Below are 22,392 nucleotides of genomic sequence, written 5' to 3'. Positions count from 1 at the left end.
CTTTGACGTGATAGACATAGAAAAAGCCCTCAAACTAAGGAGCTTGAGGGCTATGTTATGGGCTAGGGGGGAGGAATTACTTGCTCACGTTACCTAGCTGCAACCAAGTATCGATAACGGTGTCTGGGTTGAGTGAAACAGAGCTGATACCTTGCTCCATAAGCCATTCAGCAAGATCTTCATGATCTGATGGTCCCTGACCACAGATCCCAACGTATTTGCCAGCTTTAGTAGCGGCATCAATAGCCATCTTGAGCATGATTTTTACTGCTGGATTACGTTCATCAAACAGGTGTGCCACATCGCCAGAGTCACGGTCAAGACCAAGCGTAAGCTGAGTCATATCGTTAGAACCGATAGAGAAGCCATCGAAGTACTTCAAGAACTCATCTGCAAGCACTGCGTTTGACGGCAGCTCGCACATCATGATCACTTTCAGACCTTGGTCGCCACGGCGCAGATCGAATTTCGCAAGTAAGTCGATAACCGATGCCGCTTCGCTTGGTGTACGAACAAATGGGATCATGACTTCAACGTTCTTCAGTCCCATTTCATTACGTACTCGTTTGATTGCTTGGGTTTCAAGCTCGAAGCATTCTTCAAACACTGGAGAAATGTAACGAGAGGCTCCGCGGAAGCCCAGCATTGGGTTCTCTTCATGTGGTTCGTAAGCACTACCGCCAACCAAGTTGCTGTATTCATTTGATTTGAAATCAGACATACGAACGATGACACGTTTTGGCCAGAATGCAGACGCAATGGTCGCAATGCCTTCTGTTAATTTGCTGACGTAGAAATCGATTGGGTCTTTGTAACCACGAATACGCTCAGCGATTTCTGCTTTTAGCTCATCGCTTTGTGCATCGAAGTTCAGCAGCGCTTTCGGGTGAATACCAATCATCTTGTTTATGATAAATTCAAGACGCGCAAGACCAACACCTTCATTCGGAATTTGAGCGAAGTCGAATGCACGGTCTGGGTTACCCACGTTCATCATCACTTTGGTTGGTAGCATTGGCAGTTCATCAACCGCAGAGCGTTTGATTTCGAACTCTAATTCGCCTTGATAGACGTAGCCCGTTTCACCTTCTGCACAAGATACGGTCACTGTCTCACCGTCAGTCAGCTTGCTGGTGGCATCACCACAACCTACGATAGCTGGAATGCCAAGCTCACGTGCGATGATGGCTGCGTGACAAGTACGGCCGCCACGGTTCGTAACAATCGCAGACGCCTTTTTCATCACTGGTTCCCAATCTGGGTCAGTCATGTCAGTAACCAGCACATCGCCTTCTTGCACTAATGACATTTGGTCTAGAGAGTCCACCAAACGCACTGGGCCTTTACCGATACGCTGACCGATTGCACGACCTTCAACCAAAACGTCTGCTTTGTTGTTTAGCTCGTAGCGTTCAATCACGTTTTGCTCGCTTTGAGAACAGACGGTCTCTGGGCGTGCTTGTACGATGTAAAGTTTGCCGTCGATACCATCTTTTGCCCACTCAATGTCCATCGGACGTTGGTAGTGCTTCTCGATGATCATCGCCTGTTTAGCAAGCTCTTTGATCTCTTCATCGTTCAGAGAGAAGGCATTGCGCTCTTCTACAGAGGTATCGATGATCTCAACTTGCTTGCCGATCTCTTGGCTGTTTGAGTAGATCATCTTGATCTGCTTAGAGCCGAAAGTCTTCTTAACAATCGGGTGTTGACCTGCTTCTAGCATTGGCTTGTGAACGTAGAATTCATCAGGGTTAACCGCGCCTTGAACCACCATTTCACCCAAGCCCCAAGAAGAGGTGATGAATACCACTTGGTCGAAACCAGATTCCGTATCTAGGGTGAACATTACACCAGAGGATGCAATATCCGAGCGCACCATGCGTTGAATACCCGCCGATAGCGAGATGCCGCGGTGGTCAAAGCCTTGGTGTACACGATATGAGATAGCACGATCATTGAACAGGGAAGCGTACACGTGCTTAGTCGCTTCTAGTACTGCGTCAATGCCTTTTACGTTTAGGAACGTCTCTTGCTGACCAGCAAATGACGCGTCCGGCAGATCCTCTGCAGTTGCAGAAGAGCGAACGGCAACAGAAATCTCAGAATGATTGTCTGTCAGTTCTTTGTAGTTATCACGGATGTCTTGTTCAAGATCCGCTGGGAACGGGGCTTCTAATACCCATTGACGAATGGTGGCACCTGTCTTACGCAGGGCTTCTACATCATCAACGTCCAGTTCATCAAGTAGTTGGTGAATGCGCTCGTCCAAACCTTCGTAGTCAAGGAATTGATTAAACGCATATGAGGTTGTCGCAAAACCGTTCGGTACGGATACACCAACATTGGCTAGGTTAGACACCATTTCACCAAGTGAAGCATTTTTACCGCCGACCTTGTCGACATCATCCATGGATAGTCCATTGAACCAGAGGGTGTTCTTTTGCATGTCTTTCTCCAGAAACATTGCAGCTTTGTAGGGGATTAATACCAACCTCGAACAGTGGGTGTTCATCCTTGCAGGTCAATGTCATCGAAGACGCAGTATCGGGCTGAAAGCAGCCATTGTAGGTAAGGGATATTAACTACAACTTCCCAACTAGGGCTTAAACGAATTTTCCGACGCAAACATGTACCAACCATTTTTCTTAGTTGATAGTTAAGGCAAACGATTACGTCTCAGCTCAAAAAAAACTTCGAAGAATCTTCAAAGCTGTGGGGTACGTAATTGCAAGCCAAACTCTTTTATTAATATTATGTAAGTCATCCTACTCAAATGAATTTGAAAAAATAAACAAAAATGCAAATAAAAAGCCAAAGTCGTGATGTGTTCTATGTTTCTGATGGAACCGCCATAACATGTGAGACTTTGGGACATGTTGTCCTGGGGCAGTTTTCGTTCATTCCTAATGAAAAAACCTTTCCTTTTGTCGAAAGTGAAGACAAAGTTGCTGATGTCATCAGAGAAATCGAGATTTCCTATCAGCGTGATGGCGTGAAGCCTTTGGTTTTCTTCTCGATTGTCGTGCCAGAAATTCGCGAAATGCTGTTACAAGCACCAGCGTACAGCTACGATGTATTGGAAAGTATAGTGCAGAAGGTGCAGGATGATATTCAGATTGCGCCTCAACCCAAAATGCAGCGTTCACGAAGTGTGAGCAAAGATTCAGATACTTACTTTGACCGTATCGCGGCGATTGAATACACACTTGCTCATGATGATGGTATTACGCTCAAAGGCTTGGAGGAGGCTGACATTATTTTGCTTGGCGTCTCACGCAGCGGCAAAACCCCAACCAGTCTTTACATGGCGATGCAGTTTGGTTTACGTGTGGTGAACTACCCGTTTATTGCAGAAGACGTCAAGATGATGCGTTTATTGCCGGAGTTTGAAATTCATCGACACAAGCTGTTTGGTTTAACCATCAACCCAGAACGGTTGAATGAGATCCGTGAGAACCGTTTATCAGGCAGTGAATACGCGAGCACAGAGCAATGTAAGTTGGAGCTTGATACGGTAGAAGCGCTGTTTAGACGGGAAGCAATTCCTTACATCAACACTTCGTCTTTGTCGGTGGAAGAGATCACTACGCGAATTCTCGAAAGGGCAGGGATGAAGCGTCGTTTGTTCGGTTGATCTAATGAGCGTTCAAAAGAGTGCATTGTGTGCTCTTATCAGACTTACCTGATGTTCCTACTGTTTCGTTATGCTCTACAAACGCTAGAAATTCATCGTGCGGGGTAGACTTAGAGAAATAGAAGTCTTGGATATTGTAAAAGCCTAATTGGCGCAAAATCATTAGTTTCAAACTCAAGTATTTTGCATGAAGAACGTGAGCTTGTCTTCATGAAATATATTGCTATGTATTTGACAGCTATAAAAAAAGCGGCTTTACCCCGGAAAAGATAAAAGCCGCTTGCCAATAGACGTGTTATTCCACGTCTTAGCGCATAATCATTTGTTCACGACCAGGACCAACCGATACCATTTTCACTGGTACACCCATCAGTTCTTCAATACGTAGAACGTATTTTTGTGCCGCGACTGGTAGATCTTCAAATTTACGACAACCAGTAATGTCTTCGCTCCAGCTTTCCATCTTCTCGTAGATTGGTGCTAGTGCAGCCGTTTGAGGCCAAATTGGGTTTTCGCTGTGCTCGCCTTCGTAGCCAACACAGATTTTTAGATCTTTAAGGCCAGTCAGACAGTCCACTTTTGTCAGCGCGATTTCAGTCGCTGCTTGAAGTTCAACACCGTTCTTCGTTGCAACAGCATCGAAGTAACCCATGTCACGTGGACGACCGGTTGTTGCACCGAACTCACCCGCTAGTTCACGGAATGCATCTTGCTCTTCCATTGCTGTGATCAGCGTACCTGTACCTACTGATGAGCTGAACGCTTTTGCTACTGCGATAACACGCTCTGGACGCAGAGCAGGAAGGCCACTACCGATACCAGCGTACATAGACACAACGTTTGAAGAGGTTGTCCATGGGTACTCACCGTAAACAAGGTCACGGCCCGCACCTAGCTGTGCTTCGAATAGTAGAGTTTGATCTTTTGCTTGCAGCTCTTTTAGCGGAAGCGTTACGTTGCAGATAGCATCACGCCAAGGTGCTGACACTTCTAGTAACCAGTTCGCCATCTCTTCAGCGGTTTGTTCGAATTCGAACGTTGGGTAAAGTGCACGTAGTTGTGGAAGTTTCCAGTCCATCCAGAACTTGATACGTTCTACTAGAACTTCTGGTTGTTTCAACCAACCAACTAGGATGCCTTTTTTCATCACACGGTCACCGTATGCAGGGGCAATACCCTGACGAGTTGAACCGTATGCGTTGTCGCCTAAGCGTTGTTCTTCTAGCGTATCTTCTAGTGCGTGTAGAGGTAGACACAGTGTTGCGCGATCAGAGATGCACATTTTCACTTTCACGCCCGCTTCTTCAACTTCCGCAATCTCCTGAGACAGCGACGCAGGGCTGATAACCATACCCGGACCTAAAACTGCCAAACAGTCAGGGTTGAAAACGCCACTTGGTAGCTGGTGCAGCTTGAACGTACCTAGGTCGTTAACTACGGTGTGACCCGCGTTGTTACCACCTTGGAAACGAATGCTTGCAGAAGCTTGCTCTGCCAAAAAGTCAACGATGCGGCCTTTGCCTTCATCACCCCAGTTTGCACCCACAACAACGATAGACGACATAATTCATTCTCCAAAAACAGACCGGAAAATCTTAGGATGCTCGCATGAATAAGAGAAATTAATTATACTCATTAACTTGATAAGAAACTCATATCGGGTAATTTTCTATGTTAGATTTGAACTGGTTACGTACGTTTGTCACCTTGGCAGAAGTAAAACATTTCGGCAAAACAGCGATTGAACTGCATATGACACAGCCAAATGTGAGCTTACACATCAAACAACTTGAGCAAGCGACGCGCGCGAAATTGATCGAACGTAACCCTGTGCAATTGACTCAAGCGGGTAAGCGATTATTGGACACTGCTCAGCATATGTTGAATGAGTTACAAATCTGCCAATCCGATCTCAATGCGATCAATGACTTAACACAAGGCACGCTCTCAATTGCGGCGAGTGATATTGTCTCGCGTTTGTTACTTATCAAGCCATTCCAACAATTTAAAAACGAGTATCCTGGTATCGATTTAGCGCTGTTCAATACCACCTCATCACAAGCGGTGGATTTGGTAAAAAGTGCTCGAGCAGACATTGGTTTTGTTATTGCACAGAAAGAGAGTCAACCACTGCACTTTACTCCGCTCACACAAATTCATTGGTGCGCTTTTGGCGATAATATTTTTAAATGGAAAGAGAACTCAGAAGAAAACCAAACCTTGATTCTACTTGGGCACGATACCCGAACGCGTGAACTGATTGATGCGTCTCTGCCAGAGCTAAACCTGCCAAAACATAGAGTCATGGAAGTCGGCAGTGTTGAAGCGCAAATAGATTGGGCAGAAGCCGGTTTTGGCACTGCGATTGTGCCAGATTTCTCGCTCGACCCAAGATTAAAACTCTCACGAGAAGTAACACCGCTGCCTAGTTTCCCCAACACCGATTTTGGTTACATCGTGCGTCAGAATCAGGTGCTATCCAGAGCCGCCAAACAGTTGTTGAAGTGGGTGGGTGAGAATGTATCGGTGGTAGAGGTGTAATACATTGAAAGACACAACCATTACTATCCCTCTACCATCGTTAATACACCGAATTGGTGGTGATAATGCTAAGCGGGCTAAAGCAATTGCGGTGGAGAAGAAGTGCGAACTAAAACGCATTCGACGTTCACGTAATTGGCAAATCGCTGGTGAAGCTTTGGACGTGAAAGCCTTTTTAAATCATATCAAGGCCGAAGAGCCCGAGCCGATGCGATTTATGATCAGCAAAATAGAAGTTGGTCTCACCAAACACAGCGATAAGCTCGAACCTCTGGAAGCCAAGCTCGTTAGATTGGTATCAGAAAACCCAAATATTACTTTGGCAGAGTTGATGTCAGAAACAAACTGTACCATCGCGCAAGCGCGAACGGCGCGCTTTGAGGCGGAGATGCTTTGAAAGAGCACATTGAACACGTTTACGGTGCTGGTAGTCATTTATCTTGGCTTATTTAGTGAGGAAATCCGTTATTGTGATCAGCAGTAGTGCAATGTTGCTCACGAACTTATAAAGTCATACCTGTTTAAGCAATTACGTGAATATTTTAGAAATATCAATAGCTTTAGAGGATGAGATAGAGTGATGAGGAAGTTGGTATTAGCTCTGTTGCTTGTGTTGCCGTTACATGTAATGGCTTCAGAAGAAACCAAATTAGAAAAACTCAGTGAACTGCTAGAGATTATGGACATGGATGCGATTGTTGAAACAATTCATGCCCAGGTGAATGAGGTCACTATTCAAGCCTCCAAAGAGCTCAACGTCTCAGAGTCGAAGCAAGCCATCATTGAGCAGTACTACCAAGATGTTAACCAGATGCTTAGAGAGGAAGTGAGTTGGGCTAAACTTAAGCCTATGACAATGGATGTCTACATGAGACAGTTTACTGAAGCTGAGATTTCAGCAATGCTGGCTTTCTATCAAACGGACGAGGGTCAGAGCATTTTGAAGAAGATGCCTCAAGTGACTCAGGAGTCGATGATTTTAAGCCAAACTATGATGCAGAATTTAGCACCAAGGCTTCAAGCAAGAATCAAGCAACTTCATGCTGATATTGAAGAGCAGTAAAGACACTGTTTTTAGATTTTAATGCATCTCGGGAAGAAAAAAGGCCGCTTAGACAGCGGCCTTTCTTATTATAAATTGAGGTACTCTTACCACATCAAATCGTCTGGTACGACGAAATCTGCGTACGGGTCATCTTCTGCAGGGATGTCTGCTTCTGGTTCTTTCTGTTCGATGATCACAGATTCATCACGTTGAGCAATCTTGTTTGCTACACCACGTGGGATGACAACGTAGCTTTCACCAACAATCGCGATTGCCAAGATGCCTTTGATAAGCTGTTCGCGGATCTCTGACTCAACGTACAAAGACTTCACAAGCGTACCGTGTGTGAAGTTGTACTTGATATCGCCATCTTTCAAATCAACCTTGTTCATTTCAATCAGTTGGTTGATTTGTGCTTTAATTTCTTTGTTCAAGCGTTCTGCGTTTTGTTGCTCGCTCAATTGCTTGTCACGCTCTAACTGCTGACGTTTGTTCTCTTCAACCGCCGCTTTTACTTCGCGAGCTTGAACGCGTGATTTTTTAGAGCCTTTTTTCGCTTTCTTCAGTTTTTTCTCGTTAACCAAGCCTGCTTTTAGCATTTGCTCTTGAAGGGTAAGTTTTGCCATGTTCTATCCAGTTAGTGCGCAATTTTGTGCATTTTAACCAGTCATCCGCCGCAAAGAAAGAGGGATATACTCAAGTGACTTCAAGGTGCTGGATTCAGAGCGTTGTCACTGACTCTCTGTTTATCGAAAGTAAGCAAGGAAAACAACGAAGCGGAATAGTTAGCTCTTTCCAAGATAAACACAAGGCAGGATATGACTCGGCGCTTTGTTGAGTAAAAAAACGAAAAATAAATCCAGAAAGTGAGCGTCTTATTGCAACTTTCAGCGTCTTAAGTACATTAGGTTAAAAAAATATGAAGTGCAGCTATGAGTACCTTAGACAAACAAATCATCCCGCAACAAGTGATTGAAGAAGCATGTGAATGGGCAATCATGCACGGCGTGGCATTTCGTCAAGCAGATAACAGCGCAAGACACTGCCCGTTTAGCTTTGCGCCAATGACGATAGAGCGTGATACGTTCGCATACTTGAAGAAAGTGACGCCATTGATCGCCAAGCTGATCAGTCATGTGTCTGAGGATTATGAATTCCTTCAAGCCTCCTTAGCCGAGCTAGGCAAAGCGGACGCTTTCTTTGAGCGTTTATTGGAACTGCACAAAGAGGTCCACCACGAAGCTGCGCGCCAACCACTGTTGTTAATGCGAACCGACTTTATGGATGACCGTCAACACGGCGCGAAAGTGATCGAGTTTAATGGCATTGCAGCTGGGATGGCGCCTTTTGGTCAGCGTGCCACAGAGCTGCATCAATTCTTAAGCTCCCAGTGGGGCAGCGTCTACCAACAATGGCTAGAAGATAGAACAGCAACACCAGCAGATAACCAAGGCATGCAGCAACTCGCGCTTGGCATTGCCACCGCCGCGAGAAAAGTTAAAGCGCATTTTAATGAAGAAGGTGCGCCGACGTTTTTGATGGTGGTGCAGAAAAACGAAGACAACGTGTATGACCAACACTTACTCGAAGTTGAATTGCAGAAGCTTGGCGTTCGCACAGTAAGACGCACCTTCGAGCAGTTGAGTACCCAGTTATCGAGCGGAGAGAACCAGCGCCTCTTGTTAGAACACATTGGTGGTCTTGACGTAGTCTATTTGCGGGCTGGTTATCAATACATTGACTACTTCTCGCCAAATCTGAATGAGCCAGTTTGTTGCCACACTTTGAGTCAAACTCGTTTGTTCATGGAAAAGCACTACGTGGCGATGAATGCAACCATCAGCCAACAATTGGCGACCAGCAAATCGATGCAAATGTTGTTAACTATGATGCCAGCAAGTGAGTATCAGCGCTGGGGGCTAGACCTTGAAGAAGCCGAGTTGGTCAAAAGCGTATTGGCAGAGATGAAGCCAATTAACACTGACACGATTCAATGGTTTGCAGCTTCTGGCAACAAAGACGAATGGGTATTGAAAAACCAGGGTGAAGGCGGGGGACACTGTATCTTTGGTGACGATATTGCAGAGCAGTTGAATCGATTACCGCAACAACAATATAACGCTTGGGCTTTGATGCAGCGTTTGTATCCGCATGAAAGAGAGACACCGACGATTGCAGTACGTGATGCACAGCAGAGCGTGGTGACGGACCTTGTGAGTGAAATTGGTTTATTCACGGCGCACTACCAAGGTGAATCTGTAACGCAATTCGAAGGTTATGCGGGCTATTTGATTCGCAGTAAACCAGCCAGTGAAAATGAAGGTGGCATCCACAGTGGTAAAGGCATCTTAGATTCTTTAGTGCTGGTGGATTAAAAAGAAACACTCTCCATGAGTAAAGCATGGAGAGTGTTTTTATCTGTGGATTAGTCGGTTACATGTGACCTATACCGTGGAACATCCCCCCGAACAGGGCTCCTAGAATACTAAAAATAATACCTAGGATGATCATCGCTGGGATGGAAGCGATGGCGAACTTAACCATAAAGATCACCATCGACATAAATGGCATCTTAATATCAACAACCGTCACTTCTTGTTTTGTAGTTTCATCAGACACGAGCGTTCTCCTAAATTTGCATTCTGAATATGCAGCCAGTTTATTACACTCAAACTGAAGAAAACGTTGAGCTGCGTTGCGCTTTTCCCTTTATGGGATAACAACTGATTAATTTGAGAAATACGGCACGCTATGAATCGCTATCAGAAGCGGCTAAAGCCTCTCAACCAAGTGCCGGATAATCCGTATAGCCGTGTTCATCACCACCAAATAGTGTTGAGCCATCCAGTTCTGCCAGAGGTTGTTGGTGCTGTAAGCGCGCCACCAAATCTGGGTTAGAAACAAACGGGCGTCCAAACGCCACTAAATCCGCATAACCTTTCTCAAGTACCTCGTCAGCACGCTCTTGGGTGTAACTGCCCGCGACGATAATCGTGTTGGTGAAGTATTCGCGCAGCTCGATGCGGAAGCTTTCTGGAATCACTGGTGCGTCGTCCCAATCCGCTTCAGACAGGTGTAAGTACGCAATATCCCTAGCTTGAAGTTGTTTCGATGCATCGAGAATGGTCGGAACAATGTCTGGGCAGTCCATGTCCTTGAAAGTGATGAAAGGTGCGAGTCGTACTCCCACTTTGTTGGTACCAATGGCTTCGCTCACCGCATCGACCACTTCTAACAAAAAGCGAAGTCGGTTTTCGCGAGTACCGCCGTAGTTGTCGGTTCTGTGATTTGAGTTGGTACGTAGGAACTGGTCAATCAGGTAACCATTACCGCCGTGGATTTCAACGCCATCGAAGCCAGCTTCAATCGCCCGTTTCGCGGCATGAGCAAAATCACTCACTACACGGTCAATATCCGCTTGAGTCATGGCTCGTGGCTCTACACAATCGACCATGTTGCCATTACCTTGTTCGTCGGCAATCCACACTTGGGTTTCTACAGGTTTTAGTGCTGATGGGGCAATAGGCTGTTCGCCTTTTTGGAATGTCGGGTGTGATACACGACCAACATGCCATAACTGACAAAACATCGCTGCGCCTTGCTCTTTTGCTGCTTGAGTGACGGTTTTCCAGCCTGCCACTTGCTCATCAGTGTAGACGCCTGGTGTGAATGAGTAACCCTGCGAATCGTCTGAAATCTGGGTGGCTTCAGAGATGATTAAGCCTGCGGTAGCACGCTGCTTGTAGTAAGTCGCCATCATTTGGTTTGGAATGTTTCCCGGTTGGCTGGTGCGCGCTCGGGTCATTGGAGCCATGGCTACGCGGTTTTGCAGAGTTAGTTGTTTCAGCTGTGTTGGTTCAAATAGTTTGCTCATGATCGATTCCTTACTTAAGTAGTGGTACTTGGGTTTTGCTGCTTACCGATTCCATCCAATCTTTCACGGCGTTGTCCCATTGGATTTCTGCGGCGCTGAAGAACCCGCGCAAAATAGAAAATAGGATTGCTTCGTCTACCAAAGTCACATGCTGATAAGAGTCGAGATTCAACACGCTTTTCGCACGTTCGATGAGCGCTTCGACCTCTTTGGCAATGTTTGGTGTGTCCTGCAGGAGTGCATCAAAATTGAGTGAGTCAGTTTCCTTTTTAGCGCGCCAAGCTTGTTGTGCAGACTGAGTGGCAAACTCTGGTAAATCAATGTTTGACCAACGTGGGTAACCCACTTTTTGCAGCGGAAGAAAAGCGATTTTTTGCCAATCCAACACGGGTTGCGACGGTTGGCTTGTTTCATTTGATGTTGCCAGTTCAAGGAAGTAAGCGATGATATCTAGGCTTTCTGCCAATACTTCACCGTTGTCTTTGATAAGAAGTGGTACTTGTTTGGTTCCAATCAGGTCTGTTGTGGTTTTGTCGTCGTCATAAGCAAGATTGATGACGTCGAGTTGGATATTCAGCATACCCGCAACGTAGCGGACGCGAGCACTGAATGGGCAATGTTCGTAAATGTAGAGTTTCATAGTGTTTTCCTATCGATTCGTATTGTGTAGCCCCGCTTGCACGGGAGGCGTTGAGTCAGGGCTACCAGTAGGGATGAAATTAGTTGTTGAAGCTCGGAGCTAACTCAGCCTGTTTGCTTTCTTTGCGGTTCGCCTTGGCGATGAATAGCAAACCAAACAGTGGAACAATGATGGCTGCGTAAGGGATCATGCCTGCGCCCATTTGGCTATCGAGTACCATGCCGCCTAAGAAACCGCCAAAGGCATTGGCTAAGTTGAAGGCTGAGATGTTTGCCGTCGCTGCTAACTCCTGACCTTCACCACCGTGGTTCATTACTCGAAGTTGCATTGCTGGCACGTTAGCGAATGATGCAATACCAAATACAAAGGCGGTGGCAATAAACAGAACTTTGCTGTCGACAGTTAGGCCGACCAGTACCAGTGACACAATCATCGCGATAGCCCAGAACATGGACGCTTTTTGTAGGTTTTTATCTGATGAACGACCACCCATGGTGTTGCCGACAATCAGACCGACACCAACGATAACCAGAATCCAAGTTACGGCACCTTCACCAAAGCCAGTGATGTGCATGGCGATAGGGGCGATGTAGCCATACAAAGTCATAAACCCCGACCAAGCAAATACGGTGATTGCAAGGCTGATAAGTAGCATTGGGTTTTTGAACGCAACCAATTGCGCTTTGACATCTTTTGCTTCGCCATGACCAGTCGATTTGATCACTGAAGTGATGAAGAACAGAGCCACTAAACCAAAAGCGGCAACGGTTAAGAAAGTGGTGTGCCAGCCGAATTGCAAGCCAATCCAAGTACCGCCAGGCACACCTAAAACGTTAGCCAGTGTTAGGCCCGCGAACATCTGTCCGACCGCACGACCTGCCATTTTTTCTGAAACCAAATTGGTCGCTACCACGGCTCCGATGCCGTAGAAAGGACCTTGAACCAAGCCAGTTACCACTCGGCTGACCATCAATACAAAGTAGTTTGGTGCGAAAGCGGACAATACGTTGCCGAGAATAAACAACACCATTAGCCCAGCCAGTACGACTTTTTTGTTAAAGCGTGCTAAGTAAATCGTAAGTAGCGGGCCGCCAAACACAATGGCAAGCGCGTAGGCACTGATTAGGTAACCCGCTTGCCCTTCCGTGATGGACAAAGAGTTGGCGACTTGAGGAAGGATTCCTGCAATAACAAATTCCGCGGTACCGATAGCAAAAGCGGCAAGCGTTAAGATCCATACCTGCAGCGGCATTTTTTCTTTATTCATGGGGGAGTCTCTTTTTTTTATTTCGTTTGAACCCATTGGTGCCATGCTTTTTTCTTGCTCTAGCACCTTGTTTTTATTTGCGGTTAGCTAAGCGTGCGTTGTTAGCCAAGCAGTGCGCCACCATCAACATCAATCACGGCGCCAGTCATGTAGCTGTTTTCAATCAGAAGTCGGTAAGCTTTTGCAACGTCACTGGCTTCGCCAACTTTGCCTACGGGCAAGCTATTTTGTGTGCGTTTGAACATGGCATTCCTGTCGTCTTCGTTCATGCCTTGATACGCCTCAGTTTTAGTCAAACCAGGGCTGACCGCGTTCACTCTGATCGGAGCCAATTCTTTCGCCAGTACTTTCGTGGTCGCTTCAATGGCCGCGTTGATGGCAGTTTTGACGTAGGTGTTAGCAACAACTTTGCGCGATAACATGCCGGAAGTTAGCGTGATTGAGCCGCCTTTCTTGATGTAGCGTGCGCCATGTTTCGCTGCGTTGATGGCGCCCCAAAACTTGGTATCGAAGGCGTATTTTGCTTGGGAAACTTCTACATCCACCACTTTGCCTGCCGGAGCATAAGAGCCTGCTGTGACGATCAGGTGGTCAAAAGCACCAATGGTTTCGAAGTAGTGGTAAACCGACTGTTCATCGCTGATGTCTAGCCCTGTTTTGCGGCTTGCTACGTGGACAACCGCATTGTCGCTCGCAAGTTGTTGGCTAAGTTCAGCGCCAATACCTGATGTGCCACCGAGTACGACGTAAACGGTTTTTTCTGTTTTCATGATTTGTTTCTCCAATCTCGTTTCGTTGGAGCCAGTATATTGATTGGAATAAATTTGATAATTGAGTAATATTTGAATTGATTATTCAGCTCAGTCGAATAATGAGGTTTCGGGAGGGAATGTGGACAAGTTTTCGGATATGACGCTGTTTGTCAGCATAGTGAAGAACCAAGGGCTGGCGGCGGCTGGTAGAGAGCTCGGCTTATCGCCGGCAACAGTAACGGCAAGATTACAGTCGCTGGAAGACCGTTATGGGGTGAAATTACTTAATCGCAGTACAAGGCATATTTCACTGACGGACTCTGGTGCTCTGTACCATCAGGCGTGTTTGGAAATCATCGACAGCGTTAAAGAGACGGAGAACTTACTCCAAACTGGCACTAAAGAAGTGCGCGGCACACTTAAAATCTCGGCTCCTCGTGATATTGGTAAGCAATACATTTCGCCAATACTGTCGGAATTTAGTCAGCTCTATCCCGATGTGATCCCTTATCTGTATTTGAACGATAACTTATCCAACTTAGCTGAGTCCGGTTTGGACATCGTTATCCGATATGGGGAGCTAGCCGACAGCAACCTTATCTCTCGCAAGCTGGCGTCCAGTCGCCGAGTGCTTTGCGCTTCTCCTCAGTATTTGGCAAAGAAAGGCACGCCGATCACGCCACAAGATTTAGCGCAGCACGATTGTTTAGCCATGGTTCGCAGCAATGAAGAGTTGAAAACATGGCATTTCCAAGATGAAGAGCAGCACAATGTTGTTACTGTCGTACCGAAGCGTTTTTCTGATGATGGCGAAGTGATTCGTCAATGGGCGCTAGATGGCGCGGGAATTGCGTTGAAATCGATTCTCGATGTGCAAGAAGACATCAAACAGCAGCGTTTAGTGACGGTGTTAAATGGCTATATGAAGAACTTCAACGCATCGACCTCTTCTGCAGGTGCAGATTTGAACGTGATTTACCTGAGCCGCCAGTATCAACCCAAGCGACTTCGTTTGTTTTTGGACTTCTTGATTGAGCGCTTCCATAGTCAGTTTCCTGAATAAGCAAGACTTAGACGGCAACCTGCAATTGAGGCCATGTAATGAGCCAGTCTTTAGACTCAACCCTTGATTCAAATAGCGTCATAGTTCGCTTAGGGTTGTAGGTGATGTGGCCATCAAATAGGGACGTAAACCCAAACGCTGAAATGCACTCTATTTGGTTGTTCTCGTTCAATCGAGCAGCGACAGCGGTTTCTTTCTCTGGCCAGTAACTCATCGCATCCAAGGTATTTTGATATGGCTTATCACCATTCCTTAGGTGCATGTTTGCTTGATTGCGCACTTGCCAGTTAAGGTCTGGCATTAAGGCGTTTAGTTGAGCTTCGTATTTGAGGTAGGCTTGTTCGTCCAACTCATTCGGATCGAAATAAACAACATCTAGATCGTTTAATGGTGTTGGATTTTGCTTCTGGTGAAGGTGATCCCAAACTAAGTTTCGCACAAAGCCCGCAGCAATGTAGCAATCTGGCAAAGCCAGTGATCGAACACACTCCAATGCTTGAATGCGAAGTGGATCCTCTGCCAACAACTGGGCAAGTTTTTCTTCAAACATCGGTATTACTTCGCTGGTGGCAGTTCAATGCCTAGTTCATCGCGTTTTCGCTTACTCAAGCCAAGTGCAACCAAACGATAAGATTCTGATAAATAGTACTTTAGATCTTCGTCTAGGCGTCCGGAGGTTTCCGTTTGTTGAATCCATTTCATACCACGGTTGGCAAAATACGGGGCAGGAATATAGCCCTCGTAATCACTTAAAAAATCGAAGTTTAAAGGTGAGGTCTTAAACGTAAACGCAGGTTGCTTGTCTTTACCCCAACCTCCGATAGCAAATACCTTTCCACCCACTTTCCAAACGTGCGCGTCGCCCCACTGGACTACATGGGAGGTCGCAGAAAATGAACCACAAAACTGATTAAACTCTTCGTATGTCATTGGGGTTACCTCATGAGTGGCTAAATCAAACTCTGTGCTAGCTTAGTTATTCTTTCTATCAATGTTAAGTGAGATTCCGATGTTTCCCTTCTGTGTCGATAGATTCCAACTGTTCCTGATTTAGGCGTTTTTTCCATGGTTAGTTTCTGCAAGCCGAATGAGTTTAAATAATCACTAAGATGGCTGGTATATGACATGACAGCAACACTGTTTTTGAGAGTGTCAATGCTGGCGAGTAATGAATCAATTTCGTAAGTAGGCCGATCATCCAGATGTTGACGCTCTCTTTCATTCTGTTTTGGAATGGGATTATCAATGATATGGCTGAACTTCTTGGAGTCGTAAGTAACTGAGAGTGCAGGGTACTCATGCAGCATTTGTTCAGTAACGACTTGACCAAGAAGAGGATGGTTAGGCGAAACAAAGAAGTCATCGACGGTTTGAAACAAAGGAATAAATGTGACATCACATTTTTCTGATAGACCGACAATCTCATGGCCAATAAAGAACTCTATTTGTTCGTTGATTAACGAATCCATCAATGCAAGATGATTACCAAATTCTACGTGAGTAGAAGCGGAAGGAGATTGAGCAAGGTGCTCGTCGAGTGCACGCTTGGCAAATAAAGGCCACCAAGCATCGCCCGTTCCCATTTTAATTTTACCGACTTGGTATTGTTTCCTCTCGCCAATGCTTTGCATCATCTGGTTGTATTCGTGCTGCATAGTATTGCTATGACGATAGAGAATACGCCCATACTCGGTTAGCTCCATACCATTCGCATGTCGTTCAAATAACATGACGCCAAGATTATCTTCTAGCTTTTTTAGATTGTAGGTGACCGTAGGTTGGCTTAACCCTGCCAATCTTGCCGCTGCACTGATACTTTTGCTCCGTGCGACAAGTAAGAATTGCTGAAGTGATTTATCCATACCTTTTACCCATAGTTTTAGTGGGAGCATTTTGCACAATAATATTTATAAATCACAAATTTAAAACGTCATTTATTTGAAGATAAATGCCTTTCATAGATCTCAGTCACGTTCGGGTTGGAGGATATAGAAGTTATCTATACCTGTTGATGGTTAACCTATTTTTCGTCAAACCAATGGTTTTTTAGACTATCGCCCAAAATAACAATCTAAGGGATAACTATGAAACCAAGTATTATTGCGCTTGCTGTCGCGTCATGTATCGGTTTATCAGGCTGTGGATCGGACTCAGATAGCCCGGAAGTCGTGGATAAACCAATTATTTCTGCTGATCTTTACTTGCGTGGCTTAAATGGCGATTGGGGAACCGCCGAACACGCAAAGCTTAACTATTTAGGCAATAATGAGTATGAGACGGTTCTGCGCGTCGCTCGTGGTAGTAACCAGTTCAAGATTGCTGATCCGGGTTGGCAAATTGAATACACACACTTTTCCGATCCTGCGGTATTTGACCAGCCTCAAGACTATCTGCCTAAACCAGAGACGAATGAAGAGTGCATGAACAATGACTGTAACTCTGAAATTACGTTTGCTGATAAAGGCTACTACAAGTTCTCAGTGAACTTTGCCAGTGAAAGTAGCGCAACGATGACGGTCACCAAAGCGACGCAGGCCGAAGCCGAGAAATACTATTCTGATGCCATTATTGACCCTGCCATGGTGCACGAAGGTCACCAAGTAAAAGAAGTCAAACTCTTCGCTAATTACGACGGTAGCAACGAAACGGTGACTTTCTCAGTCAACGATCCAAAAGCGGCACAACGTGAGTTTGGTATATCAACGACAACTGAGTTAAGAGATGCTCTCGATCAAGGTATGGTGATTACCGAGCAGGAGGGCCCACGAGTTGTGTCTGGGGATACCGCATTTGACGCGTTGTTTGCGCTAACTCTTAAAGAACTGGATCAACTCGCTGTCTCTGAAATCAAAGATGGCAACTATAACTACAACAAACCAATTAAAGCAGAAGTGTTCGAAACAGGCGCTAAATGGCACTATGTTTGGACGCGCGATCTTGCCTATGCGGCTGATTTGTCTTTGGCGTTGATGAACCCTACTCGTGTTGAAAATGGTTTGGAATTCAAGTTATCTGCTTTCCGTGATTCAACCGATAAGCAATATGATGGCGAGCAAATTGTTCAAGATACAGGGACAGGTGGTAGCTGGCCAATCAGTACTGACCGAACAACTTGGGCGCTGGGCGCAGAACGTTTGCTATCTGCTCTTGATGGGGAGGCCTACAACCAATTTGCTGAGCGCGCTTACAATGCGGTCAGCAATACACTAGAGGCTGATCGATTAGCGGCGTTTGATAAAGACTCAGGTTTATACACTGGCGAACAGTCTTTCTTAGATTGGCGTGAACAGACATATTCTACCTGGACGCCGGATGATGTTAATGCGATTGGTAGCAGCAAGGCGCTATCAACAAACGTTGCTCACTATCGAGCAATGCGCTTAGCAGCGAAGTTGGCAGAGCAGTTTGACTCAAAAAATGCAGTAAAATATACCGATTGGGCGAATCAGTTAAAGCAATCAATCAATACGCACTTTTGGAATGAGCAGCGTGGCATGTACGTGAGTTACTTGTTCGACAATGGGCAAGACATTGCGGTCGATAAATATGACATGCTAGGTGAAGCACTTGCAATAATAAGTGGCATTGCAAGTGATGCTCAGGCGAAGCAAATTATGGAAAACTATCCTCATAGTGAGTTTGGTGTGCCAGTTTATTTCCCTCAACAGCCAGGTGTTCCGGTTTATCACAACCGCGCGATTTGGCCATTTGTGACCGCATATAGCTTACGCGCTGCGCATCAAACTCAAAACGTGGCAGCGGCTAACAATGCTATCCAGTCTCTCGTTCGCGGTACCGCAACGAACCTTTCAAATATGGAAAACTTAGAATGGCTGTCTGGCAAATCGTTCATTATTCACAGTGATCATGGTGCTGATGCTTCTCTTGATGGTCCAGTAATTAACTCTCAGCGCCAGCTATGGTCGGTAGGTGGCTATCTCAATATGGTGGTCGAGACGATCTTTGGTATTCACACTGAAACAGGACAGTTGGAAGTTAAACCATTCATTACCGGATGGGTTCGCAATCAACTTTTCGCTCAGTCTGAACAAATCACATTAGAGAACTTTAGTTTCAAGGGTAAGAATTACTCCGTTACGGTCCACCTGCCAGAAGTTCAAGGTGAGTTAAACGGTTACTACCCAGTGGAAGAGGTAACGGTTGATGATAATGGTCACTATCAAGTTACCTTGGGTAGCCTTGTCGCTGATGACAGTAGTATAAAAGTGGTGGATGGTGTTAAACCTTACACAACGGAAAGCGCAAAAGTCTTTTCTCCAAAAGAGCCTAAGCTCGATGTCGCTCGCGCTAACAATAATGTGACGATTGGTGTAACCAGTGACTACAACATCAACTTGTACCGCAATGGTCAACTGATCCAAAGCAATGTTAATGGAAAAGAGTACAGCGATACCTTAAGCGGCTTTGCGTGTTATTTGGCTGAGAGTATTAATGAACAAGGCTTCCGTTCTAACCCAAGTGAGCCTGTTTGTGTTGGCGAAGATATTCGCGTCAAACTCGAGGGTGAGTACCAACCGTTAAAAGACGAAGTATCGGTAGTCACTGTGAGCAAAGATAGTGGTGATGTAAATGGTCTGAGTGCTTTCACCGTTCCTACTAACGGGCGATACCAGCTGGCGGCGTGGTATAACAATAACCTAGGCCAACTAAATACCGGTATTACCAACGCAGTGAAAGAGCTCGAAGTTCTCGACGAATCTGGTCAGTCAGTTGGTAAAGGTTACATTCAAATGGGCCATATTGGTGAGAACAAAGGTATGCGTTACTCAACACCAATAGAAGTCTCTTTGGAGCAAGGCAAATCATACCGACTGGTTCTCAAAGATCATTTCAATATGAGTTACTTGAAATCTAATGAAACCTACATTTACTCAGGTGGCGTAGATGGCGAAATGAATGAAGCGCAAATTGCTGATATCCGCATCACACCGCTTCAATAACGTAAATTGAAGTTCTAAGAAAAAGCCGCTGATTTATCCAGCGGCTTTGTTGTTTTAACAAAGTAAAGAGTGACTACGCAGTTTGTGGACGTGGCTTTCGACGTTGTCCTGATGGCTTATTGCCTGAAGGCTTACCGTTTGATGGCTTTGCGCCTGCTGGTTTGCCGCTGTTAGGCTTGCGGTTACCTGATGGTTTACCACTGTTACCGTTTTTATTTGCGCCCGGTTTGTTTGCACCAGACTGGTTGTTATTCGGTTTGTTACCGCTTGGCTTGCCGTTTGAGCGAGCTTGACCGTCACGGTTGCCTCTTGGTTTGCCAGCGCCAGCTTTACCTGGTTTGTTTTCGCCTTTGCCGTTTTTGTTGTCACTGTTGAAACGACGCTTTGGTTTGTTGTTACTGCTGCTGTTTTTCTTCTCAGCTGCTTGGCCGTTTTCACCGTCTGCTTTTGGCTTCTTAGGTTTTTTCGGTTTCTTAGGCTTGATAGGACGAGTATCTAGCTTCGACTCTGGTAATACGTTAGTTGGTGCGTAACCTGCAAGCTCTTTACGAGGCAGTAACTCTTGAATCAAACGTTCAATCGCGAACAGCTCTGATGCTTCAAGTGCGCACACTAAAGAAATCGCCTTACCTACTTCGCCAGCACGACCAGTACGTCCGATACGGTGAACGTAGTCTTCTGCCACTTTTGGTAGCTCAAAGTTAACTACTTGAGGAAGCTGAGGAATATCGATACCGCGTGCCGCAATGTCGGTGGCAACCAGAACGCGAACTTCACCAGATTTAAAATCAGCTAGTGCTTTAGTACGTGCGCCTTGGCTCTTGTTACCGTGAATAGCCGCTGCGGTGATGTCTTGGTCAATTAGAAACTTCGCTAAGCGGTTAGCGCCGTGCTTCGTTTTGGTAAATACCAGTACTTGCTTCCAGTCACCATCTTTGATCAGCTTCACCAACATCGGTGCTTTTTTCTTCACGTCTGCAGGGTAGATACATTGTTCAACGGTACGTGCTGTTGAGTTTGCAGGGCTTACTGAAATCTCAACCGGGTTGTTTACCAAGCCTTTTGCTAGGTCGCGAATTTCGTTAGAGAACGTTGCGGAGAACAGTAGGTTCTGACGTTCCTTAGGTAGGAGGTCAAGGATCTTACGAATGTCGCGAATAAAACCCATGTCTAGCATGCGGTCTGCTTCATCCAGCACTAGCATTTCTAGTTGGTCAAATTTCACTGCGTTCTGGTTGTACAAATCCATAAGACGGCCAGGTGTCGCAACCAGTACGTCAGCACCTTTACGAAGGCGAAGCATTTGTGGGTTGATCTTCACGCCACCAAATACCACAGCACTTGTTAGTGGTAGATGACGGCTGTACATGAATACGTTTTCTTGTACCTGTGCTGCTAGCTCACGAGTTGGCGTTAGCACAAGGGCACGAATGTGGTTACCACGAACGCGAGGACCGTTAGACAGACGTTCAAGAATCGGCAGCGTAAAGCCAGCTGTTTTACCTGTACCAGTCTGCGCTGCTGCCATTACGTCTTTCCCTTCCAAAACAGCTGGAATTGCTTGTGCCTGAATTGGCGAAGGGGTGTCGTAGCCTTTTTCCTGAATAGCTTTAAGGATTGGAGCAGATAGACCTAACGAGGTAAAACCCATATGTATGATTCTCAATTGTCGTTTTAAATAACAGGCGCGTCGAATTTATGCTCGACACGAAAAGTGCGCCATTCTGAGGCTTTTAGGCGTTGGCTTCAACTATTTCCGTCGTGTATGGATATTTGATGTGGATCTCATTTCTTATCGCGGTGTCAAAATTAGCGCTTTACCTAAAGTTAGCTTGAGGTTTTAGAGTGTTTAACAAGCCAAAGGAAGACCCAAGTAAATAAGGAACAACGTTATGAAAAGCTATGTTGAACACGCCAATATTTCCGTCGTCGACGCACGCAAAACCATTGAGTTTCTGACGACAGCAGTCCCTGAGTGGACGATTCGCGGCAGCGGCAAAATTGATGATTGGTTTGGGCGTCCAATTGAATGGTTCCACGTCGGAGATGAACACTCTTATATAGCTATTTCGGATGGCGGGAATGGTGATGCTGGACATTGGACAACACATTTTACTGGAATGAAGCACCTTGGCATTGTCGTGCCAGATGTAGAATCGTTAATCGCTCGACTAAAAGAAGTTGGCTATGAACTTGACCACTGGGGAGCCGAACACCCATTTCGTAAGAACGTCTACTACCTAGAAGATCATGGTATGCAGTTTGAGTTTATTGAGTATTTATCTGATATAGATAACGAGCGAAACGATTACGCTTTGTGATTGAAAAATAAAAGTTAATAGATTGGTTACTATTTGTGTGAGGTAAAGTTATTAATATTGATAATCCCGTCTTAACTATGAGACGGGGTTGTATGATTAAATGCTGATCATCAAGGATGTGTTTTTAAAAAATATAGTGGTTATTAAAGGAATTATATACCAAATAAATAATAATAAATTCAGCTTCTTAATAAAGGTTCCTCAATGCTTCCGTGTAGTCATATTAACTTAAAATATACATCAACATTCCTATCAATGTGGTTTGGTTTCATTCCTCTCGTCATTAATTGAACC

General features: G+C 45.5%; 20 protein-coding genes. 8 read left to right on the top strand and 12 right to left on the bottom strand.

Going from position 1 to position 22,392, the window contains the following annotated elements; translation table 11 throughout:
• Window positions 1-76 precede the first annotated feature (76 nt).
• Window positions 77-2,446, bottom strand: coding sequence for a phosphoenolpyruvate synthase (ppsA, locus tag ACTS60_RS18675; RefSeq protein WP_440889464.1), 2,370 nt, complete (start codon window positions 2,444-2,446; stop codon window positions 77-79).
• Between the two features lie 351 nt (window positions 2,447-2,797).
• Between ppsA and ppsR the strand changes: the two genes are divergently transcribed.
• Entirely contained in the window at window positions 2,798-3,634 is an 837-nt protein-coding gene (gene ppsR, locus ACTS60_RS18670) for a posphoenolpyruvate synthetase regulatory kinase/phosphorylase PpsR (protein ID WP_440889463.1), read from the top strand.
• A 307-nt stretch (window positions 3,635-3,941) separates the two neighbouring features.
• On the opposite strand, the gene ACTS60_RS18665 is transcribed toward ppsR, so the two are convergent.
• On the bottom strand, window positions 3,942-5,198 hold the full coding sequence (locus ACTS60_RS18665) for an adenylosuccinate synthase (protein ID WP_440889462.1): 1,257 nt from the start codon (window positions 5,196-5,198) through the stop codon (window positions 3,942-3,944).
• A 107-nt stretch (window positions 5,199-5,305) separates the two neighbouring features.
• Between ACTS60_RS18665 and ACTS60_RS18660 the strand changes: the two genes are divergently transcribed.
• From ACTS60_RS18660 to ACTS60_RS18650, 3 genes are all read left to right on the top strand, one after another.
• Window positions 5,306-6,175: a LysR family transcriptional regulator gene (locus ACTS60_RS18660; protein WP_440889461.1), complete on the top strand. Its 870-nt coding sequence runs from the start codon at window positions 5,306-5,308 to the stop codon at window positions 6,173-6,175.
• 4 nt (window positions 6,176-6,179) lie between these two features.
• On the top strand, window positions 6,180-6,572 hold the full coding sequence (locus ACTS60_RS18655) for a ribosome recycling factor family protein (protein WP_440889460.1): 393 nt from the start codon (window positions 6,180-6,182) through the stop codon (window positions 6,570-6,572).
• 183 nt (window positions 6,573-6,755) lie between these two features.
• A complete protein-coding gene (locus ACTS60_RS18650; protein ID WP_071235136.1) occupies window positions 6,756-7,238 on the top strand; it encodes a DUF2059 domain-containing protein in 483 nt (160 codons plus the stop codon).
• 86 nt (window positions 7,239-7,324) lie between these two features.
• Here ACTS60_RS18650 and ACTS60_RS18645 read toward each other — a convergent pair whose 3' ends face one another.
• On the bottom strand, window positions 7,325-7,846 hold the full coding sequence (locus tag ACTS60_RS18645) for a DUF2058 domain-containing protein (protein WP_005439241.1): 522 nt from the start codon (window positions 7,844-7,846) through the stop codon (window positions 7,325-7,327).
• Window positions 7,847-8,152: 306 nt separating this feature from the next.
• Here ACTS60_RS18645 and ACTS60_RS18640 point away from each other — a divergent pair, with 306 nt between their 5' ends.
• Window positions 8,153-9,595: a glutathione synthase gene (locus ACTS60_RS18640; protein WP_440889459.1), complete on the top strand. Its 1,443-nt coding sequence runs from the start codon at window positions 8,153-8,155 to the stop codon at window positions 9,593-9,595.
• Window positions 9,596-9,653: 58 nt separating this feature from the next.
• Here the strand turns inward: ACTS60_RS18640 and ACTS60_RS18635 are convergent, their stop codons facing one another.
• The 5 genes from ACTS60_RS18635 to ACTS60_RS18615 all read right to left on the bottom strand — a co-directional run bounded on the left by ACTS60_RS18635 (window position 9,654) and on the right by ACTS60_RS18615 (window position 13,771).
• Window positions 9,654-9,839 (bottom strand): hypothetical protein, encoded by a 186-nt coding sequence (locus tag ACTS60_RS18635; RefSeq protein ID WP_071235133.1) that lies wholly within the window; start codon window positions 9,837-9,839, stop codon window positions 9,654-9,656.
• A gap of 163 nt (window positions 9,840-10,002) precedes the next feature.
• Window positions 10,003-11,094, bottom strand: coding sequence for an alkene reductase (locus tag ACTS60_RS18630; RefSeq protein WP_440889458.1), 1,092 nt, complete (start codon window positions 11,092-11,094; stop codon window positions 10,003-10,005).
• 10 nt (window positions 11,095-11,104) lie between these two features.
• On the bottom strand, window positions 11,105-11,734 hold the full coding sequence (locus tag ACTS60_RS18625) for a GrxB family glutaredoxin (protein ID WP_440889457.1): 630 nt from the start codon (window positions 11,732-11,734) through the stop codon (window positions 11,105-11,107).
• Between the two features lie 79 nt (window positions 11,735-11,813).
• Window positions 11,814-13,001, bottom strand: coding sequence for an MFS transporter (locus ACTS60_RS18620; protein WP_440889456.1), 1,188 nt, complete (start codon window positions 12,999-13,001; stop codon window positions 11,814-11,816).
• Window positions 13,002-13,102: 101 nt separating this feature from the next.
• Complete coding sequence (locus tag ACTS60_RS18615; protein ID WP_440889455.1) at window positions 13,103-13,771, bottom strand: SDR family oxidoreductase; 669 nt, start codon at window positions 13,769-13,771, stop codon at window positions 13,103-13,105.
• Between the two features lie 121 nt (window positions 13,772-13,892).
• Between ACTS60_RS18615 and ACTS60_RS18610 the strand changes: the two genes are divergently transcribed.
• Window positions 13,893-14,816: a LysR family transcriptional regulator gene (locus ACTS60_RS18610; protein WP_440889454.1), complete on the top strand. Its 924-nt coding sequence runs from the start codon at window positions 13,893-13,895 to the stop codon at window positions 14,814-14,816.
• A 7-nt stretch (window positions 14,817-14,823) separates the two neighbouring features.
• Here ACTS60_RS18610 and ACTS60_RS18605 read toward each other — a convergent pair whose 3' ends face one another.
• From ACTS60_RS18605 to ACTS60_RS18595, 3 genes are read right to left on the bottom strand one after another with little or no spacing between them, the layout of a single operon-like run.
• Entirely contained in the window at window positions 14,824-15,366 is a 543-nt protein-coding gene (locus ACTS60_RS18605) for a nucleotidyltransferase family protein (RefSeq protein ID WP_440889453.1), read from the bottom strand.
• 5 nt (window positions 15,367-15,371) lie between these two features.
• Window positions 15,372-15,746 carry an MmcQ/YjbR family DNA-binding protein gene (locus ACTS60_RS18600; protein ID WP_440889452.1) on the bottom strand — a complete coding sequence of 125 codons (375 nt, stop codon included), beginning with the start codon at window positions 15,744-15,746 and terminating at the stop codon, window positions 15,372-15,374.
• Between the two features lie 20 nt (window positions 15,747-15,766).
• Window positions 15,767-16,678: a LysR family transcriptional regulator gene (locus tag ACTS60_RS18595; RefSeq protein ID WP_440889451.1), complete on the bottom strand. Its 912-nt coding sequence runs from the start codon at window positions 16,676-16,678 to the stop codon at window positions 15,767-15,769.
• 222 nt (window positions 16,679-16,900) lie between these two features.
• Here ACTS60_RS18595 and ACTS60_RS18590 point away from each other — a divergent pair, with 222 nt between their 5' ends.
• Complete coding sequence (locus ACTS60_RS18590) at window positions 16,901-19,777, top strand: MGH1-like glycoside hydrolase domain-containing protein (RefSeq protein ID WP_440889450.1); 2,877 nt, start codon at window positions 16,901-16,903, stop codon at window positions 19,775-19,777.
• 73 nt (window positions 19,778-19,850) lie between these two features.
• Here the strand turns inward: ACTS60_RS18590 and ACTS60_RS18585 are convergent, their stop codons facing one another.
• Window positions 19,851-21,428: a DEAD/DEAH box helicase gene (locus tag ACTS60_RS18585; RefSeq protein ID WP_440889449.1), complete on the bottom strand. Its 1,578-nt coding sequence runs from the start codon at window positions 21,426-21,428 to the stop codon at window positions 19,851-19,853.
• 241 nt (window positions 21,429-21,669) lie between these two features.
• On the opposite strand from ACTS60_RS18585, the gene ACTS60_RS18580 reads away from it, so the two are divergent.
• A complete protein-coding gene (locus ACTS60_RS18580; protein WP_440889448.1) occupies window positions 21,670-22,098 on the top strand; it encodes a VOC family protein in 429 nt (142 codons plus the stop codon).
• The last annotated feature ends 294 nt before the right edge of the window (window positions 22,099-22,392 follow it).

It is taken from the genome of Vibrio sp. WZ-1, assembly GCF_052037695.1.
Taxonomy (GTDB): Bacteria; Pseudomonadota; Gammaproteobacteria; order Enterobacterales; family Vibrionaceae; genus Vibrio.
Note: the sequence above shows the minus strand (reverse complement) of the source record. Positions and strands in the feature narration are given on the sequence as shown.

What these genes read in the sequence shown, in the direction of transcription:
- ppsA (WP_440889464.1), bottom strand. Translation starts at nt 2,446, where the DNA reads ATGCAAAAGAACACCCTCTGGTTCAATGGACTATCCATGGATGATGTC.
- ppsR (WP_440889463.1), top strand. Translation starts at nt 2,798, where the DNA reads ATGCAAATAAAAAGCCAAAGTCGTGATGTGTTCTATGTTTCTGATGGA.
- ACTS60_RS18665 (WP_440889462.1), bottom strand. Translation starts at nt 5,198, where the DNA reads ATGTCGTCTATCGTTGTTGTGGGTGCAAACTGGGGTGATGAAGGCAAA.
- ACTS60_RS18660 (WP_440889461.1), top strand. Translation starts at nt 5,306, where the DNA reads ATGTTAGATTTGAACTGGTTACGTACGTTTGTCACCTTGGCAGAAGTA.
- ACTS60_RS18650 (WP_071235136.1), top strand. Translation starts at nt 6,756, where the DNA reads ATGAGGAAGTTGGTATTAGCTCTGTTGCTTGTGTTGCCGTTACATGTA.
- ACTS60_RS18645 (WP_005439241.1), bottom strand. Translation starts at nt 7,846, where the DNA reads ATGGCAAAACTTACCCTTCAAGAGCAAATGCTAAAAGCAGGCTTGGTT.
- ACTS60_RS18640 (WP_440889459.1), top strand. Translation starts at nt 8,153, where the DNA reads ATGAGTACCTTAGACAAACAAATCATCCCGCAACAAGTGATTGAAGAA.
- ACTS60_RS18630 (WP_440889458.1), bottom strand. Translation starts at nt 11,094, where the DNA reads ATGAGCAAACTATTTGAACCAACACAGCTGAAACAACTAACTCTGCAA.
- ACTS60_RS18625 (WP_440889457.1), bottom strand. Translation starts at nt 11,734, where the DNA reads ATGAAACTCTACATTTACGAACATTGCCCATTCAGTGCTCGCGTCCGC.
- ACTS60_RS18620 (WP_440889456.1), bottom strand. Translation starts at nt 13,001, where the DNA reads ATGAATAAAGAAAAAATGCCGCTGCAGGTATGGATCTTAACGCTTGCC.
- ACTS60_RS18615 (WP_440889455.1), bottom strand. Translation starts at nt 13,771, where the DNA reads ATGAAAACAGAAAAAACCGTTTACGTCGTACTCGGTGGCACATCAGGT.
- ACTS60_RS18605 (WP_440889453.1), bottom strand. Translation starts at nt 15,366, where the DNA reads ATGTTTGAAGAAAAACTTGCCCAGTTGTTGGCAGAGGATCCACTTCGC.
- ACTS60_RS18600 (WP_440889452.1), bottom strand. Translation starts at nt 15,746, where the DNA reads ATGACATACGAAGAGTTTAATCAGTTTTGTGGTTCATTTTCTGCGACC.
- ACTS60_RS18595 (WP_440889451.1), bottom strand. Translation starts at nt 16,678, where the DNA reads ATGGATAAATCACTTCAGCAATTCTTACTTGTCGCACGGAGCAAAAGT.
- ACTS60_RS18590 (WP_440889450.1), top strand. Translation starts at nt 16,901, where the DNA reads ATGAAACCAAGTATTATTGCGCTTGCTGTCGCGTCATGTATCGGTTTA.
- ACTS60_RS18585 (WP_440889449.1), bottom strand. Translation starts at nt 21,428, where the DNA reads ATGGGTTTTACCTCGTTAGGTCTATCTGCTCCAATCCTTAAAGCTATT.
- ACTS60_RS18580 (WP_440889448.1), top strand. Translation starts at nt 21,670, where the DNA reads ATGAAAAGCTATGTTGAACACGCCAATATTTCCGTCGTCGACGCACGC.